At 73.4% G+C, this 15,937-nt stretch carries 15 protein-coding genes; 2 read left to right on the top strand and 13 right to left on the bottom strand.

Translation table 11 applies throughout. The annotated features are described in order from the left end of the window. Window positions 1-5: 5 nt before the first annotated feature. The 7 genes from ACIHAR_RS16240 to ACIHAR_RS16210 all read right to left on the bottom strand — a co-directional run bounded on the left by ACIHAR_RS16240 (window position 6) and on the right by ACIHAR_RS16210 (window position 8,750). Window positions 6-971: an ABC transporter substrate-binding protein gene (locus tag ACIHAR_RS16240; protein ID WP_400019874.1), complete on the bottom strand. Its 966-nt coding sequence runs from the start codon at window positions 969-971 to the stop codon at window positions 6-8. Window position 972: 1 nt separating this feature from the next. Beyond that, window positions 973-2,916, bottom strand: coding sequence for an ABC transporter permease subunit (locus tag ACIHAR_RS16235; RefSeq protein ID WP_365461791.1), 1,944 nt, complete (start codon window positions 2,914-2,916; stop codon window positions 973-975). Continuing rightward, window positions 2,916-4,097 carry a glycine betaine/L-proline ABC transporter ATP-binding protein gene (locus tag ACIHAR_RS16230; protein WP_400019871.1) on the bottom strand — a complete coding sequence of 394 codons (1,182 nt, stop codon included), beginning with the start codon at window positions 4,095-4,097 and terminating at the stop codon, window positions 2,916-2,918. The genes ACIHAR_RS16235 and ACIHAR_RS16230 overlap by 1 nt, the downstream gene beginning before the upstream one ends. After that, on the bottom strand, window positions 4,094-5,650 hold the full coding sequence (locus ACIHAR_RS16225) for a GMC oxidoreductase (RefSeq protein WP_365461795.1): 1,557 nt from the start codon (window positions 5,648-5,650) through the stop codon (window positions 4,094-4,096). The genes ACIHAR_RS16230 and ACIHAR_RS16225 overlap by 4 nt, the downstream gene beginning before the upstream one ends. Before the next feature lie 51 nt (window positions 5,651-5,701). Continuing rightward, window positions 5,702-7,222, bottom strand: coding sequence for an aldehyde dehydrogenase family protein (locus ACIHAR_RS16220; protein ID WP_400019869.1), 1,521 nt, complete (start codon window positions 7,220-7,222; stop codon window positions 5,702-5,704). A gap of 356 nt (window positions 7,223-7,578) precedes the next feature. Continuing rightward, window positions 7,579-8,199, bottom strand: coding sequence for a GNAT family N-acetyltransferase (locus ACIHAR_RS16215; protein ID WP_400019867.1), 621 nt, complete (start codon window positions 8,197-8,199; stop codon window positions 7,579-7,581). Continuing rightward, complete coding sequence (locus tag ACIHAR_RS16210; protein ID WP_365461800.1) at window positions 8,196-8,750, bottom strand: DinB family protein; 555 nt, start codon at window positions 8,748-8,750, stop codon at window positions 8,196-8,198. The genes ACIHAR_RS16215 and ACIHAR_RS16210 overlap by 4 nt, the downstream gene beginning before the upstream one ends. 186 nt (window positions 8,751-8,936) lie before the next feature. On the opposite strand from ACIHAR_RS16210, the gene ACIHAR_RS16205 reads away from it, so the two are divergent. Beyond that, a complete protein-coding gene (locus ACIHAR_RS16205; RefSeq protein WP_400019864.1) occupies window positions 8,937-9,923 on the top strand; it encodes a helix-turn-helix transcriptional regulator in 987 nt (328 codons plus the stop codon). Between the two features lie 143 nt (window positions 9,924-10,066). Here the strand turns inward: ACIHAR_RS16205 and ACIHAR_RS16200 are convergent, their stop codons facing one another. The 5 genes from ACIHAR_RS16200 to ACIHAR_RS16180 all read right to left on the bottom strand — a co-directional run bounded on the left by ACIHAR_RS16200 (window position 10,067) and on the right by ACIHAR_RS16180 (window position 14,582). Then, window positions 10,067-11,056 carry a malate dehydrogenase gene (locus ACIHAR_RS16200; protein WP_365461804.1) on the bottom strand — a complete coding sequence of 330 codons (990 nt, stop codon included), beginning with the start codon at window positions 11,054-11,056 and terminating at the stop codon, window positions 10,067-10,069. Between the two features lie 384 nt (window positions 11,057-11,440). Continuing rightward, window positions 11,441-12,367 (bottom strand): DUF2690 domain-containing protein, encoded by a 927-nt coding sequence (locus tag ACIHAR_RS16195; RefSeq protein ID WP_400019862.1) that lies wholly within the window; start codon window positions 12,365-12,367, stop codon window positions 11,441-11,443. Window positions 12,368-12,411: 44 nt separating this feature from the next. After that, window positions 12,412-12,990 (bottom strand): helix-turn-helix domain-containing protein, encoded by a 579-nt coding sequence (locus ACIHAR_RS16190; protein WP_400019860.1) that lies wholly within the window; start codon window positions 12,988-12,990, stop codon window positions 12,412-12,414. A 256-nt stretch (window positions 12,991-13,246) separates the two neighbouring features. Then, entirely contained in the window at window positions 13,247-13,738 is a 492-nt protein-coding gene (locus ACIHAR_RS16185; protein WP_365461810.1) for a DUF3017 domain-containing protein, read from the bottom strand. After that, the gene (locus ACIHAR_RS16180) at window positions 13,728-14,582 is read right to left on the bottom strand and encodes a bifunctional methylenetetrahydrofolate dehydrogenase/methenyltetrahydrofolate cyclohydrolase (RefSeq protein ID WP_365461812.1); all 855 of its coding nucleotides are present in this window, start codon (window positions 14,580-14,582) and stop codon (window positions 13,728-13,730) included. Before ACIHAR_RS16180 ends, ACIHAR_RS16185 begins: the two co-directional genes overlap by 11 nt. Before the next feature lie 287 nt (window positions 14,583-14,869). On the opposite strand from ACIHAR_RS16180, the gene ACIHAR_RS16175 reads away from it, so the two are divergent. After that, on the top strand, window positions 14,870-15,529 hold the full coding sequence (locus tag ACIHAR_RS16175; protein ID WP_365461814.1) for a hypothetical protein: 660 nt from the start codon (window positions 14,870-14,872) through the stop codon (window positions 15,527-15,529). Window positions 15,530-15,571: 42 nt separating this feature from the next. Here ACIHAR_RS16175 and ACIHAR_RS16170 read toward each other — a convergent pair whose 3' ends face one another. Continuing rightward, window positions 15,572-15,817 (bottom strand): hypothetical protein, encoded by a 246-nt coding sequence (locus ACIHAR_RS16170; protein WP_400019856.1) that lies wholly within the window; start codon window positions 15,815-15,817, stop codon window positions 15,572-15,574. Window positions 15,818-15,937 lie beyond the last annotated feature (120 nt).

Below are 15,937 nucleotides of genomic sequence, written 5' to 3'. Positions count from 1 at the left end.
GGGGGTCAGGGCAGCCACGCCTTCCAGGTGGAGGCGTGGCTGTCCACCCACTTCTTCGCCGCCTCCTCGGGCGTCAGCTTCTGGTCGGCGATCATCAGGGAGACCTCGTTCTGGTCCTCGGTGGTCCACCGGAACTTCTTCAGGAAGGCGGCCGCCTTGCCGCCCGTCCGCGCGAAGTCGGCGTTGAGGTACTTCTCCAGCGGGGTGTGCGGGTAGCCGCAGGCCACCTTCTCGGGGTCGGCGTCGCAGCCCTCCTTGTAGGGCGGGAGCTTCACCTCCGTCATCGGGACCTTCTCGAACAGCCACTGGGGGGCGTACCAGTACGTCAGGAAGGGCTTCCTCTCCTTGGCGAACTGCCGGATCTGGGTGATCTGCGCGGCCTCCGAACCGGCGAACACCACCTGGTAGTCCAGCTCGAGGTTCTTCACCAGGGCCTTGTCGTTGGTGACGTACGACGGGGAGCCGTCCATCAGCTGGCCCTTGCCGCCGCTCTCGGCGGTGCGGAACTGCGAGGCGTACTTGTTCAGGTTCTTCCAGTCGGTGACGTCGGGGTGCCGCTCGGCGAAGTACGTCGGGACGTACCAGCCGATGTGCCCGGTGACCCCGAGGTCGCCGCCGCGCGCGATGGTCTTCTTGTCGTCGACGTAGCGCTGTTCCTGCTCCGGGTGGCCCCAGTCCTCCAGGATCGCGTCGACGCGGCCCTGGCTGAGGGCGTCCCAGGCGGGGACCTCGTCCACCTGGACGGTGTCGACGCGGTAGCCCAGCTCGTGTTCGAGCAGGTACTGCGCGACGGCGACGTTGGCCTGCGCGCCCACCCAGGACTGGACGGACAGGGTCACCGTCCTGGAGCCCTGGGCGTTGGCGAAGGGCGAAGCCTGCCGGGTCATGTCGGCGGCGCCGCAGCCGGTCAGCAGCAGTGCCGACCCGGCCGCCACCGCGGCGGTCGTACGGATGCGTGGGCGAAGGCGCATGTCACGCTCCCTTCTGCGCGCGCCGGTCGGCCGGCTGGGTCACCCGGTCGAGCATCAGGCCGAGGCAGACGATCGCGGCGCCGGCGACGAGACCGGTCGCGAGGTCGCCCTGGGCGAGGCCGAAGACGACGTCGTAGCCGAGGGCGCCGCCGCCGACCAGGCCGCCGATGATGACGACGGCGAGGACCAGCACCACGCCCTGGTTCACGGCGAGCAGCAGCGCGGGGCGCGCGAGCGGGAGCTGGACCTGGCGCAGTTGCTGGCCGCCGGTCGCGCCGAGCGAGCGCGCCGACTCCAGGGCGGCCGCGTCGACCTGGCGCAGGCCCTGGGTGGTGATGCGGACGACGGCGGGCAGGGCGTAGACGACGGCCGCGGCGACGGCGGGGGCGCGGCCCACGCCGAACAGGGCGACGACCGGGATCAGGTAGACGAACTGCGGCATCGTCTGGAGGACGTCCAGGACGGGGCGGAGCAGCCGCTCGAAGCGGTCGTTGCGGGCCGCCGCGATGCCGGTGGCGAAGCCCAGGACGAGGGTGACGGCGACGGCGGCGAGCACCTGGGACAGCGTGTCGAGGGACGGCTGCCACACGCCGAGCACGCCGATCGCGGCCATGGCGAGGACGGCGGTCAGCGCGGTGCGCCAGGTGCCGATCAGCCAGGCGAGGGCGGCGACGAGGAGCAGGACCGACCACCAGGGCAGCCACTGGAGGCCGTCGCGCAGGGGGTCCAGGACCCAGGTGGTGAAGTGGGCGGCCCAGTCGGCGGTGCCGCCGACGACGGGGACGCCGGAGTAGAGGTGGTCGGTCATCCAGTCGACGGCGCGGTTGACCGGCTCGGCGATGGCGACCGTCCAGGTGCCGGGCCAGTCCAGGCGGCCCGTCAGGCGGCCCGCGAGGGCCACGGCGGCGGTGGCGAGCAGGGCGTACAGCCAGTACGCGGGCCGCCGGGTTCCGGAGTCGCCGAGCCGTCCGGCCGCGGCCGTCACCCGGTCCAGGACGACCGCGAGCAGCACGATCGGGATGCCGGCCGCGAGGGCGGCGCCCACGTCGACCGAGGCCAGGGCCTGGTAGACGCGGTCGCCCAGGCCGCCGGCGCCGATCACCGACGCGATGACCGCCATCCCCAGCGCCATCATGATCGTCTGGTTGAGGCCGAGGAGGAGTTCCCTGCGGGCCAGCGGGATGCGGGCGGTCAGCAGGCGCTGGCGCGCGGTGGCGCCGAGCGACTCGACCGCCTCCAGGACCTCCGGGTCGGCGCCGCGCAGGCCGAGGGCGGTGAGGCGGGCCATGGGCGGGGCGGCGTAGACGACGGTGGCCAGGACGGCCGCCGGGACGCCGATGCCGAAGACCAGCACGACGGGCAGGAGGTAGGCGAACGCGGGCAGCACCTGCATGGTGTCCAGGACCGGGCGCAGGGCGCGGTCCATGCGCGCGGAGAGGCCGGCGGCGAGGCCGAGGATCGCGCCCACGACGACGGAGGCCAGGACGGCCACCACCATCAGGGCGAGCGTCTGCATCGTCGGCACCCACATGCCGAGCAGGCCGCAGGTCAGGAACGCGGCCGCCGTGCCCAGCGCGAGCCTCGCCCCGGCCACCCGCCAGGCGACGAGTGCGCCGAGCACGGTGACGCCGGCCCAGCCCGCGGCGAGCAGGACGAGGTAGACGGCGCGGACGGAGAGGACGACGGCGTTGCTGACGTGGCCGAGGAAGTAGAGGAACAGGGGGTGGCTGTCCCGGTTGTCGATGATCCAGTCGCTGGCCCGGCTGAGGGGGCCGGAGAGGTCGACGGTGAGCGCCTCGGGCCAGGCGGCGCCCGCCCAGCGGGCGTGGGCCAGGGGGGCGAGGACCGCCGCGGCCAGGGCCAGCACGAGAAGTTTGCGGACGGCCCGGTGTCTGAGGACGCGGGGCATGGAGACACGGGGGGCGGTCGCGGTGATCGTCGCCATCAGACCACCTCCGCGCCGGCATCGCGGGGCGGGGTCGCTCGGCCGCGTGGGCCGGGTACCGCCGCCGCGCCGGCGGCGTGACGGTCCGCGGCCGCGGGGTCCGGGGCGGGCGCGCCGGCCGGTGCGGATGTGCTCGCCGCGGGTGTGGTGGTGCCCGCCACCACGCCCAGGAGCGTCTCCGAGTCCACCACGCCGACGCAGCGGCCCTCGTCCACCACGCGGGCCGGGGCGCCCGTCCTGGCGACCGCTTCGATCGCCTCGGAGACGGTGGCGTCGGGGGAGACCGCCGGGCCGGTGGCCGTCTCCTCGGCGGTGGGGAGGCGCATGGCCGTACGGACGCTCATGACCTGTTCGCGGGGGACGTCGCGGACGAACGCGCGGACGTAGTCGTCGGCCGGGGAGCCGACGATCTCCTCCGGGGTGCCGAGCTGGACGACGCGGCCGTCGCGCATCAGGGCGATGCGGTCGCCGAGCTTGAGGGCCTCGTTGAGGTCGTGGGTGATGAAGACCATCGTGCGGCCCTCCTCGCGGTGCAGGCGGACCACCTCCTCCTGCATGTCCCGCCGGATGAGCGGGTCGAGTGCGCTGAACGGCTCGTCGAAGAGGAGGACCTCGGGATCGACGGCCAGCGCCCGTGCCAGACCGACCCGTTGCCGCTGGCCGCCGGACAGCTGGCCGGGCCTGCGCTGTTCCATGCCCTCCAGGCCGACCTTGGCGACGACCTCGCGGGCGCGTTCCCGGCGTTCGGACCTGCCGACGCCCTGGATCTCCAGTCCGTAGGCGACGTTGTCGAGGACCGTGCGGTGCGGGAGGAGGCCGAAGTGCTGGAAGACCATGGCGGCCCGGTGGCGGCGCAGTTCGCGCAGGCGGGTGCGGTCCATGGCGCGGACGTCCTCGCCGTCCACGGCGATGGTGCCGGCCGTCGGCTCGATCAGCCGGGTCAGACAGCGCACCAGCGTGGACTTGCCGGAGCCGGACAGGCCCATGACGACGAAGACCTCGCCCCTGCGGACGTCGAAGGAGACGTCCCGGACGGCGGCCGTGCAGCCGGTGCGGGAGCGCAGTTCGGCGGCCGGCAGGCCGGCCAGCTCGGGGTCCACCGGCACGCGTTCGGGCTTGGGTCCGAAGACCTTCCACAGTCCCTCGACGGAGAAGACAGGGGTGTTGGGGAGCGTGGTCATCGGGCACCACCCCCGACGAGGCCGGCGGGTCGTGCGCCGATCAGGTCGACCGCCTTCTCCCCCACCATCAGCACCCCGATCATCGGGTTCACGGCGGGCATGGTCGGGAACACGGAGGCGTCGGCGACGCGGATGCCCTCCAGGCCCCGGATCCGCAGCTCGGGGTCCACCACGGCCCGTTCGTCCGACGCGGCGCCCATGCGGCAGGTCCCCGCCGGGTGGTAGACGGTGTGCGCGACCTTGCGGGCGTACTCGCCGAGCTCCTCGTCACCGGTGATGTCGGGGCCCGGGCACACCTCGCGCTTCAGCCAGCCCGCCAGCGGCTCGGTCTTCGCTATCTCGCGGGCGATGCGGATGCCGTCGACGAGGGTGCGGCCGTCGTAGTCGTCCTCGTCGGTGAAGTAGCGGAAGTCGAGGGCGGGCTTGACGGACGGGTCCGCGCTGGTCAGGTACAGGCGGCCGCGGCTCTTCGGCTTGGGGATGTTCGGGGTCATCGAGACGCCGTACGGCGGCCGTTCGTAGCCGAGGCGCTCCGGATTGTCCGTGAACGGGATCTGGTAGAAGTGGAACATCAGGTCGGGGCCCGCGCGTTCGGGGTCGCGGCGCACGAACAGGCCCGCGTCGGAGTCCATCGCCGAGTTCTCCGGGATGGGGCCGTGGGTCTCCCAGACGATGACCGACTCGGGGTGGTCGAGCAGGTTCTCGCCGACGCCGGGGAGGTCGTGCACGACGGGTATCCCGAGCGCCTCCAGGTCCTGGCGGGGGCCGATGCCCGAGTGGAGCAGGAGGCGGGGCGAGTCGACCGCGCCCGCGCACAGGAGGACTTCGTCGCGGGCTCTGACGAGGATCTCCTCGCCGTGCTTCGTGCGCACGTGCACGCCCTCGGCGCGCGTCCCGTTCAGCTCGAGCCGGTACGCCCAGGTCTCCAGCAGGATCGTCAGGTTGGCGCGCTCGTCCATCACCGGGTGCAGGTACGCCACCGAGGCGCTCGACCGCTTGTTGTCCTCGGGGTGGTAGGCGAGGTCGAAGAAGCCGACGCCGTCGTCGAACGGCCGGCGGTTGAAGCCCTCCACGCGCGGCACGCCCAGCGCCTTCTGCGCCGCGTCGACGAAGTCACGGGCGATGGCGTTCCGGTCCTTCTCGTCGACCGGGACGATGTTGTTGAGGAGGCGGGCGTAGTACGCCTCCATGGGGACCGCGCCCCAGCCCTTGGCGCCGGCCGCCTCCCACTCGTCCCAGTCGGACGGCAGCGGTTTGAAGGCGATCAGGGTGTTGTGGGAGGAGCAGCCGCCGAGGACCCGGGCCCGGCTGTGCCGGATGTGGGAGTTGCCGCGGGGCTGTTCTGTGGTCGGGTAGTCGTAGTCCAGTTCGCCGCCGAGCAGGCCCATCCAGCGGCGCAGGGTCAGGACGTCGTCGCGGCCGACGTCGCTGGGGCCGCCCTCGATGACGGCGACCGTGACGTCGGGGTTCTCGGTGAGGCGGGAGGCGATGACGGAGCCGGCGGTGCCGCCGCCGACCACGACATAGTCGTAGACGTGACTGTTCTGGGACATGGGGGACTCCAGGTGGGGCTGGGCGCGGGGGCTTCCGGGGGGAGGCGGGGATCAGCCGGCGAACCAGCGGACGGGTTTCGGGGCGAGGTTCTGGTAGACGTGCTTGGTCTCGCGGTACTCGGCGAGTCCGGCCGGGCCGAGTTCGCGGCCCACTCCGCTCTTGCCGAAGCCGCCCCACTCCGCCTGCGGGAGGTAGGGGTGGAAGTCGTTGATCCACACGGTGCCGTGGCGCAGCCGGCCGGCGACCCGGCGGGCGCGGCCCGCGTCGGCGGTCCAGACGGCGCCGGCGAGTCCGTACTCGGTGTCGTTGGCCAGCGCCACGGCCTCGTCCTCGGTGCGGAAGGTCTCGACGGTGAGGACGGGTCCGAAGACCTCCTCCCGTACGACCTTCATCGCGCGATGGCAGCGGTCCAGGACGGTCGGCTCGTAGAAGTAGCCGTTCTCCGGCCGCTGCGGCGACGGCTCGGGGCGCCTGCCGCCGCAGCGCAGCACCGCTCCTTCGGACAGCGCGGACGCGACGTACGCCTCGACCTTGGCGCGCTGCTGGTCGGAGACGAGCGGGCCGCACTCGACGCCGTCCTCCGTGCCGCGTCCGATGCGGATACGGCCGGCCCGGCGGGCGAGTTCGGCGACGAAGCGGTCCCGCACGGACTCCTCGACGATGAGGCGGGCGCCCGCCGAGCAGACCTGGCCGCTGTGGATGAAGGCCGCGTTGAGGGCCTGGTCGACGGCGGTGTCGAAGCCCTCGTCCGTGGCGCAGGCGTCGGCGAAGACGACGTTGGGGTTCTTGCCGCCGAGTTCGAGGGCGACCTTCTTGACGGTGGGGGCGGCGGCCTGGGCGACCTTGGTGCCGCTGACCAGGCCGCCGGTGAAGGAGACGAGGTCGACGTCGGGGTGCTCGGCGAGGCGGGCGCCGACCGAGTGGCCGGGCCCGGTGACGATGCCCGCGACTCCGGCGGGCAGCCCGGCCTCGGCCAGCAGGTCGATGAGCGCGACCGTCGTCAGCGGGGTGATCTCGCTGGGCTTGACGACGAAGGTGTTGCCGGCGGCGAGGGCGGGCGCGATCTTCCAACTCGCCTGGAGGAGGGGGTAGTTCCAGGGAGTGATCAGCGCGCAGACGCCGACCGGCTCGTGGACGACGACGCTGTGGACGTCGGGCGAGCCCGCGTCCACGATCCGGCCCGGGGCCTCGGCGGCGACCAGGTCGGCGAAGTAGCGGAAGGCGTCGGCGACACAGTCGATGTCGACGCGGCCCTCCTCGACGGTCTTCCCGGCGTCCCGGCTCTCCAGCAGGCCCAGTTCTTCACGATCGCGTACGAGGAGATCGGCGACGCGGCGCAGCAGGGCCGCGCGCTCGCCGGCGGGGGTGCGGGGCCACGGGCCGTGGTCGAAGGCCCGGCGGGCCGCCGCGACCACCAGGTCGGTGTCCTTCTCGTCGCCCTCCGCGACCACGGCGAACGGCAGGGCGTCCGCGGGGTCGAGGATCTCGCGCGTGGCGCCGGAGACGGCTTCGCGCCATTCCCCGTCCACGTGGATGGTCTTCCGCGCCTGGAGTTCTGGGGTGTCCGCCATGATCGGTTTTGCCTTCCGTTCCAGTTCAGTGCCCCTGTGTCACATAGGTGTCACTCACCGGGACCGTGAGCGCCTGCCCTCTCGCCGTCGATTGCATGCGCGATTGATGGCTGAAAGTGCGCTGCGTCACGGGAACTGCGGACAAAAGGAACGATTCGCGAGCCGTGGGTGATCGCCGGGCCCCGGAGGGGCCGCCGGGCGGCCGGGGACGAGGCCGAAGCCGACGGCGAACGTCAGAAGCGGCCGGGGAGCATCGCAGGCGGCCGGGGAGCATCAGAAGCGGCCCCGCAAAGCACCGGAAGCGGCCGAAGTGCATCAGAAACGGCCCGAGAGCATCGGAAGCGGCCCGGGGAGCGTCAGAAGTCGACCCGCATCACCACCCGCCGCAGCGTCGGCCTGCTGACCTCCCTGAAACCCGCCTCGGCGAACACTTCGCGGCTGCCCACGTGCAGCTCCCCCCAGGTGATCTCCACGCCGGGCGTGGTGATCATCGGGTACGCCTCCAGCGCGCGGGCGCCGCGGTCACGGGCGTAGGGGACGGTCGCGCGGGCGAGGCCGTAGGTGATGCCCCGACGGCGGTACTCGCGGCGGGTGAGCAGGCAGGTCACCGCCCAGACCCCGTCGTCCGCCCGGTCCTCCTGACGGCCGGTCCACGGCACCCGGGTGCGCAGCAGCCGCGGGTAGGCGGTACGGGGCTCGACGGCGGCCCAGCCGACGGGGGTGCCGCCGAAATAGGCGACCAGGCCGGTCGTCGACTCGGCGTCCGGGGTGCCGCAGCGGCTCTCCTCACGCAGACGCCCGGCCCGCTCCTCGGGGGTGGAGGCACGCCAGTCGTGCTCCAGGACCTTGTAGCGCCGGCACTGGCAGCGCCCCGGGTAGTCGGTGGTGCCGAAGACGGCCCGCAGCTCCTCCCAGGAGGCCTCGTTGGCCGGGCGGACGTCCAGGGCGCCGGGCGGGATCGGGGTGGGGCTGCTCACCGGGGCGGATCCTCCCCCACGCGTCCGTCGATCGACTCCCGGAGGAGGTCGGCGTGGCCGACATGCCGGGCGTACTCCTCGATCAGTTCGACGAGCAGGAAGCGCAGACTCGGGGACTCGCCGCGGGCGTTCGTGTACGCGGTGAGGGTGCCGGGGCCGCCCTCGGCGAGCGCCTGCCGGACATGGGCGCGGGAGCGGGCCACGGCCGACTCCCAGAGGGCGTACAGCTCCTCGGGCGGGTCGGAGGCGGCCGAGCGCCACTCCCAGTCGGGCTCGGCGTCCCGGTCGGCGGAGTCCCAGGGCGCGCCCAGCGGCTTCCCCAGCAGCCGGCGGGTGAGGTACTCGTCCTCCACGAGGGCGAGGTGCTTGAGCAGACCGCCCAGGGTGACGGCCGAGGGTGCGAGCCGGGTGTTCAGGCCGGCCGCGTCCAGGCCCTCGCACTTCCACGCCAGGGTCCTGCGCTGCCGTTCCAGCGCGCCGATCAGCGTGTCGGCCTCGCTGCCGGCCACGGGCGGTTCCCGCAACGGCGCGGATGCGGTGCAGTCGCTCATGCGCGGCAGACTACGGTCCGTTCCGGACGATCCACTGCCGGAATGCCGGGACGAGTGACCGGGACTCGTGAGCCCCTGAGTGCCCCGCGCCAGGGACCTGAGAGCGGGGCCACGCCACCGGAGACCGCGAGACCGAAGACCACGACACCGGGGACCATGAGACCGAAGACCACGACACCGGGGACAATGAGATACGACGACAGCAGCCCCACCGCCCGCGCCCTCCTCACCCTCGAACTGCTCCAGAGCTGCCCCGGCATCACCGCCGGCCGCCTGGCCACCCGGCTCGGCGTCTCCGAGCGGGCCGCCCGCCGGTACGTCGGCATCCTGCGGGAGGCGGGCATCCCCGTGGAGTCGGCAAGAGGCCCCTACGGCGGCTACCGCGTCGGACGCGGCCTGCGCCCCGCCCCGCTGATGTTCACGGCCGCGGAGGCGCTCGGCCTGGTGATGGCGGTGCTGGACGGCCACCACGACGCCGCCGACCCGGCCGGGCCGGTGGGCGGCGCGCTGGGCAAGCTGCTGCGGGTGCTGCCGGAGCGGGTGGCCGCGCCCGCCGAGGCGGTCCGCCAGGTCCCCGCGCAGGGCGACACGACGACCCCCGCCCCCGCCGTCACCGCCGCCCTCGTCCAGGCGTGCGCCGCCCACCGCAGGCTGCGGCTCGGCTATCGCGCGGGCGAACGGGGCGTCCGGGGCGTACGGGACATGGAGGTCGACCCGTGGGCGGTCGTCGTCCACCACGGCCGCTGGTACCTGCTGTGCTGGTCGCACACCCGCGACGCCCGGCGCGTCCTGCGCGTCGACCGGGTCGCCGAAGTCACCACCCTCGACGGCACGTTCACCCCGCCGGACGGTCTGGACCCGCTGACCGCGCTGGAAGAGCACCTCGCGCAGGGCTGGACGTACGAGGTGGAGGTCGTCGTCGACGCCCCCGCCGAGGAGGTGGCCCGCCGCCTCCCCCGCAGCCTCGGCCGACCCGAGCCTCTCGACGCCCGCACGACGCGCCTGCTGGCCACGACGGACGAGCCCGACTGGTACGTGCGCCGACTGACGGCACTGGACGCGCCGTTCAGGATCGTCAGGCCGCGGGAGCTCCAGGAGGCGGCACGGGAGCTGGGGCGGAGGCTGCTGTCCGCGGCAGCGGACGGGTCACCTCCTGCGGAACCCCCGGGGTGACACCCGCCCGGCGCCGCGCACGGTGCAAGGTGAAGGAGCGCGGTTCGTCCTGGTCTTCAGCTCGCCGCGCTCCTCATGGCCCCGTGAACGCACTGGTCCCCGGGACGGCTTCCGCCGCCCGGGGACCGGAGACGTGGGGGAACTCAGATGAGGCCGAGCGAGCGGACCGCCTCGCGCTCCTCCTCGAGTTCCTTCACGGAGGCGTCGATCCGGGCGCGGGAGAACTCGTTGATCTCCAGGCCCTGGACGATCTCGTACTTGCCGTCCTTGGTGGTGACCGGGAAGGAGGAGATCAGGCCCTCGGGGACGCCGTAGGAGCCGTCGGACGGGATGCCCATGGAGACCCAGTCGCCCTCCGGGGTGCCGTTGACCCAGGAGTAGACGTGGTCGATGGCGGCGTTGGCGGCGGAGGCAGCGGAGGACGCGCCGCGGGCCTCGATGATCGCGGCACCGCGCTTGGCGACGGTCGGGATGAAGTCCTCGGCCAGCCACTTCTCGTCGTTGACGACCTCGGCGGCGTTCTTGCCCGCGACGGTGGCGTGGAAGATGTCCGGGTACTGGGTGGCGGAGTGGTTGCCCCAGATGGTCAGGCGCTTGATGTCGGCGACCGTCGAGCCCGTCTTCTTCGCGAGCTGGGTCAGCGCGCGGTTGTGGTCGAGGCGGGTCATCGCGGTGAAGCGCTCGGCCGGTACGTCGGGCGCGGCGGCCTGGGCGATGAGGGCGTTGGTGTTGGCGGGGTTGCCGACGACCAGGACCTTGATGTCGTCCGCCGCGTGGTCGTTGATGGCCTTGCCCTGCGGCTTGAAGATGCCGCCGTTGGCCTCCAGGAGGTCACCGCGCTCCATGCCCTTGGTGCGGGGGCGGGCACCCACGAGGAGACCGACGTTGGCACCGTCGAAGGCGACGTTCGGGTCGTCGGTGATGTCGATGCCCTGGAGCAGCGGGAACGCGCAGTCGTCCAGCTCCATGGCCGTGCCCTCGGCGGCCTTCAGCGCCGGGGTGATCTCCAGCAGGCGCAGCTTGACCGGCACGTCCGCGCCGAGCAGCTGGCCGGAGGCGATGCGGAAGAGCAGGGCGTAACCGATCTGGCCGGCCGCGCCGGTGACGGTGACGTTCACGGGAGTGCGGGTCATGGCGTTCTCCGTATGACAGCTGGCGGTGGGGCGTCCCTGCCCCGGACGTTTGATCGATCTCTTGATGCCAAGAGATCCATCCAGCGGTCAGGCTATCGCGCATCCGGGATCCCGGACGTCCCGGGTGGAGTGTGGTCCGTCCCACAGACCGATCACTCCGGGACCCGGCGCGCACGCCTCTCGCACGCGCGCGTACGAAGCGGCGGCCGCCGGTCCGGGAGAGGAGGAACGGGCGGCCGCCGGGTGGGGGTGCCGGGTGTTGCCGGACTCCCGTGGGGGTACGGTTCGCGTGCCCAGGCGCGGCGCCGGTATTCCTGCGGACGCCGGTTTTTTTGCTCCCGCGCGTTCGCTCACCCGATCGGCCCGGCCGGACGGCCGGTCCTTCTATCCCGTGCAGCCCTGCCGCCCGGACGCCAGCACCGCGCAGGCCCGCGCCCGCCCCGGCTCCTCGACCGCCACCATCGGCGTGTACGCGATCGTGTCGCCGACGGTCGTGATGTCGCCGGTCTGCCGCACCGGCCCGACCGTCACCCGCACCAGGTCCCCCAGCCCCGCCCGGGTGATCCGCCCCCAGGCCGCGCCGCACGTCCGGCTGTAGCGGACCTCGACGAGGGTCGTGCCGACGGTCACGCTGGTCGCCGTGGTCGCGAGGTTGCCGCTGCAACCCATCTCCTCCGCGTCCTTGCCGGTGCACCCGGCGCCGGAGCAGAGCACGCCGGGCGGCAGCGGGGGGCTGGGAGACGCTGACGGCGAGGGGGACGCCGCGGCGGCGGTGTCGCGCTTCGGTTCGCCGCCGTCGGTGACGAAGAAGGCGCCCACGACGGCGATCACCACCCCGACCACACCGGCGAGGAACAGCGCCGGCCGCTGCGCGTGGCGGCTCACCGGCGGCCCGGCGTCCTCCGGGTCCGTCCCGTCCGGGTTGCGCGGCGGCAGCGTCGGGGACACGCCGGCGGGGCCCGCGATGCCGGGCTTCGGCGCCGTCACCGTCCCCGCACGGGAGAGGCGCAGCGCCTCCGACGCCCGGTCCTGCCGCAGCTCGGCGCGGCTCCAGGCGCGCTCGGCCAGTTCCCACAGGGTGACCAGAGGGGCGGGGTCGGTGCCGGTGACCTCGGCGAGGGCGACGACCGCGCCCTTGGGTGCGAGGAGGCGGCCGTTGAGGTACCGCTCCCAGGACGCCCGGGCGTAGTGGGTGCGGTCGGCGAGCTGCGGGAGGGTCAGCCCGCCGCCCTCCACGATCCGGCGCAGCCGGCCGACGAACTCCCCGACCTGCGGGTCGAGTTCGTCCGGCAGGTCCTTCCAGCGAGGCATCGCTCCCCCTCCTGCGCCGTGACCCGTTCCGGTCACGTTAGCGCTCAGCCGGACGCCACGGCTCCCCCGACCGCGACGACCAGCAGGACGAGCAGCAGCAGGACGGCGGAGAGGAGGAGCCGCCGCCCGGCGGGCCGGGGCGGCGGCTCCTCCGGGCGGTCCCACCAGGGGAGGGTGGGGTCGTCCTCGTAGTCCCCGGCATTCCCGGTGGGCCGGGTCTCGCCGGCGCTCCGGGCGTTGACCGTGTGCCAGGTGTTGTCGGTGGTCCTGGCGTTGTCGGTGGTCCAGGTGGTGTTCCCGGTGGGCCCGGTGGCCGGCGCGGGCTGCGGTCCGGGCGGTGGCGTGGGCTTGGGCCAGGCCTCGACGGCCAGTTCCCAGCGCACGCCGTGGCGTTCGGCGTCCGCGCCGGCCAGCCCCGCGACCCGGCAGAGCGCGGCGACGGCCTGCCGGGGTGGCGGCTGCACGGCGTTGAGGTAGCGCTGCCAGGAGGACTTGCTGTACGCGGTGCGGGCACCGAGCGCGGCCAGGCTGAGTCCGGTGGCGTCCTTCAGCCGCCGGAGCTGCTCCACGAAGTGCCGCACCTCCGGCGGCAGGTCGTCCGGCAGCGGCTGCCAGGTACCCATCACGCGCTCCCCTTCGGTCCTCCCTTTCGCCCGACCAAGTGACGACGGCGGGCGGGCGGCCGGTTCCCGGGGCGGCGCGGACTGTGGCGGGGCGCGCACACGGTGGCGGAACGGTCACCGCTGTGCCACAGCGGACCGACAGGCGTTGAACGGGCCGCCGGGGGTGCGGGAGCGTGGAACGCGTCGGCGGCCCGTCCTGGCTCGGGGGAGAGGACGGGCCGCCGCGCACGCCGTGCGGCCGACTGCCGCGTGTGGGTCAGCTGTCGACCGTGAAGTGCAGGGTGTCCTTCAGGAACGGCACCTGCAGCCACGGCTCCGGCTGGGCCATCAGCGCCAGCAGGACGATCACGGCGCCCAGCACGCCGTAGGTCGCTATGTCGGTGAAGCGGGAGCGGACGGCGAGCATGCCGACGCCGGGCAGCAGCCAGCGCAGGACCGCGCCGCCGAGCAGGGCGACGCCGATCAGGATCGTGCCGATCCGGAACTCGTCGAACGCGGTCAGCAGCAGGCCCAGCGCGACCACGCCCAGGACGGCGAGCATCGGCCACTGCCGGGCGGGCGCCGGAGCGTCGCCGGGGGCGGCCCGGCCGCCGCCCTCCGGGCGCGCGGTGTCCCGGGTGAACAGCGGGAAGCGGCGCGTGGTACGTCGCGGCACACCGTCGGCGTCGGGCGCGCTGACGGGGTCGCGCACCTCGACGCCGTCGAGGTCCTCGGTCTCGTCGGAGGTGTCCCGGGGCTCAGCCGACACTGCGCTCCGCCGCCTCGACCACGTTGACGAGCAGTTGCGCGCGGGTCATGGGGCCGACGCCGCCCGGGTTGGGGGAGATCCAGCCGGCGACCTCGCGGACGTCCGGGTGGACGTCGCCCACGATCTTCCCCTCCGCGCTGCGGGAGACACCGACGTCGAGGACGGCCGCGCCCGGCTTGACGTCCTCGGCGCGGACCAGATGGGCGGAACCGGCGGCGGCGACGATGATGTCCGCGCGCCTCAGGTGCGCCGAGAGGTCCCGGGTGCCGGTGTGGCACTGGGTCACCGTGGCGTTCTCGCTGCGCCGGGTCAGCAGCAGCGGCATCGGGCGGCCGATGGTCACGCCACGGCCGACGACCACGACCTCGGCGCCCTTGATCTCGACGCCGTGGCGGCGCAGGAGCGTCAGCACCCCGTTGGGGGTGCAGGGCAGCGGGGCGGGCTCGTTGAGCACGAGCCGGCCCAGGTTCATCGGGTGGAGGCCGTCGGCGTCCTTGGCCGGATCCATCAGCTCCAGGACGCGGTTCTCGTCAATGCCCCTGGGCAGCGGCAGCTGGACGATGTAACCGGTGCAGGCGGGATCCTCGTTCAGCTCGCGTACGACCGCCTCGATCTCCTCCTGCGTGGCCGTGCCGGGCAGCTCGCGCTGGATGGAGGCGATGCCGACCTCGGCGCAGTCGCGGTGCTTGCCGGCGACGTACTTCTGGCTGCCGGGGTCGTCCCCGACGAGGATCGTGCCGAGGCCGGGCGTCACGCCCTTCTCCTTCAGCGCCGCCACGCGGGCGGTCAGATCCGACTTGATCTCGGCTGCGGTGGCCTTGCCATCGAGAATCTGGGCGGTCATGGCTCCATCCTCCCGGATGACCGCCTCCCGGTTCCAATCCGGGTCACACCGCCGCCGAGGGGTCACGCCCGGCCCCGGCCGGTGATCGTCCGGCGGTGACCGGCGAGGTTGCATCTGCACAACGTCCCGGGAAACACGGCTGAGCACCGCTGGACAACGAACCGGCCACTGCTCGACGATTGCCGCACAGTGCCGCGGGCAGTACCGGGGGGACGGACCGCATCTGTAAGAAACTTCCTCCGCACCGTGCCGCGCGTCCCCGCACTCGAGTGCAAGGAAGGACCGCCATGAGTTTCGGCGAGCCGAACAACCCTTACGGGCCGCCGCCCCAGCAGCCGTCGGCCCCGCAGCAGCCCCCGGCCGGTCCGGGCTACGGCCACCCGCAGCAGGGCCCGCCGCCGGGCGCGCCCCCGCAGGGCTACGGCTTCCCCCAGGCGCCGCCGTACCCGCAGCAGGGATACCCGCAGCAGGGGTACCCGCAGTACCCGGGCGGGGACGGGCAGTACCCGGGCGGCCCGCTGGAGATGCCGCGCCTCACCCGCGTCGCGCAGATCCTCGTGGGCGTGATCGCCCTGGCCCACGCGGTCATCGCGGGTTCGTACGTCTACTTCCTGTCCCGGTGGGACGAGACGATGGCCGAGGCGGGGATCACCGGTGACGCGGACGCGGAGAGACTGGCGGACGTGGGCAAGGGCGTCGCCGTCTTCCTGCTGTGCCTGGCCACCGTGTTCGCGATCCTCGGCCTCGTGCTGCTGCTCCAGTACGCCAAGGGCGGCAACGCGGTCCGGGTGTGCTCGATCGTCTACGCGTCGTTCGCGATCGTCACCGGCATCTTCATGATCGCGTACTGGGGTCTCGGTCTGCTCCTCATCGCCGTCTGCGTCGTGACGATCGTCTTCTGCGCCAAACGGGCCAGCGCGGACTGGTTCCGCCGCCCGCGCCACTGAACCGGCGCACGACGACGGCCGCCTCCCGGCCGGGAACACCGCTCAGTCGGGTTCGGACTCCCAGCGGAAGGCGGCGAGGCCGGTCCGTGGTTCGTCCGCGCCGGTATCTCCGGTGAGGCGGTCGGCTCCTCGGTCACGGTGCACGAGGTGCCCGACGGCGACCATGGCGCCGAGCACCAGCCCGGCCAGGCAGACGAGGCCGACGAGCAGCAGGGCGACGCCCAGCAGGCCGTACCCGGCCCAGGTCGCCAGGATGTCGACCGGGTCCACGCATGCGCACGCGAGCATGGAGTGACCCTGCCCGACGGCGGCGGCGCGGCGACGGCACGTGCCTGAACGGTGCCCTGGAAGTGGCCGTACCGCAATGCACGGCGGGGCCCCGCCGGTCGCCGACCGGTGGGGCCCCGC

The organism is Streptomyces sp. NPDC052016, from assembly GCF_044548445.1.
Classification (GTDB): Bacteria; Actinomycetota; Actinomycetes; order Streptomycetales; family Streptomycetaceae; genus Streptomyces.
The sequence above is the reverse complement of the archived record's forward strand: the minus strand, read 5'-3'. Positions and strand labels throughout refer to the sequence as shown.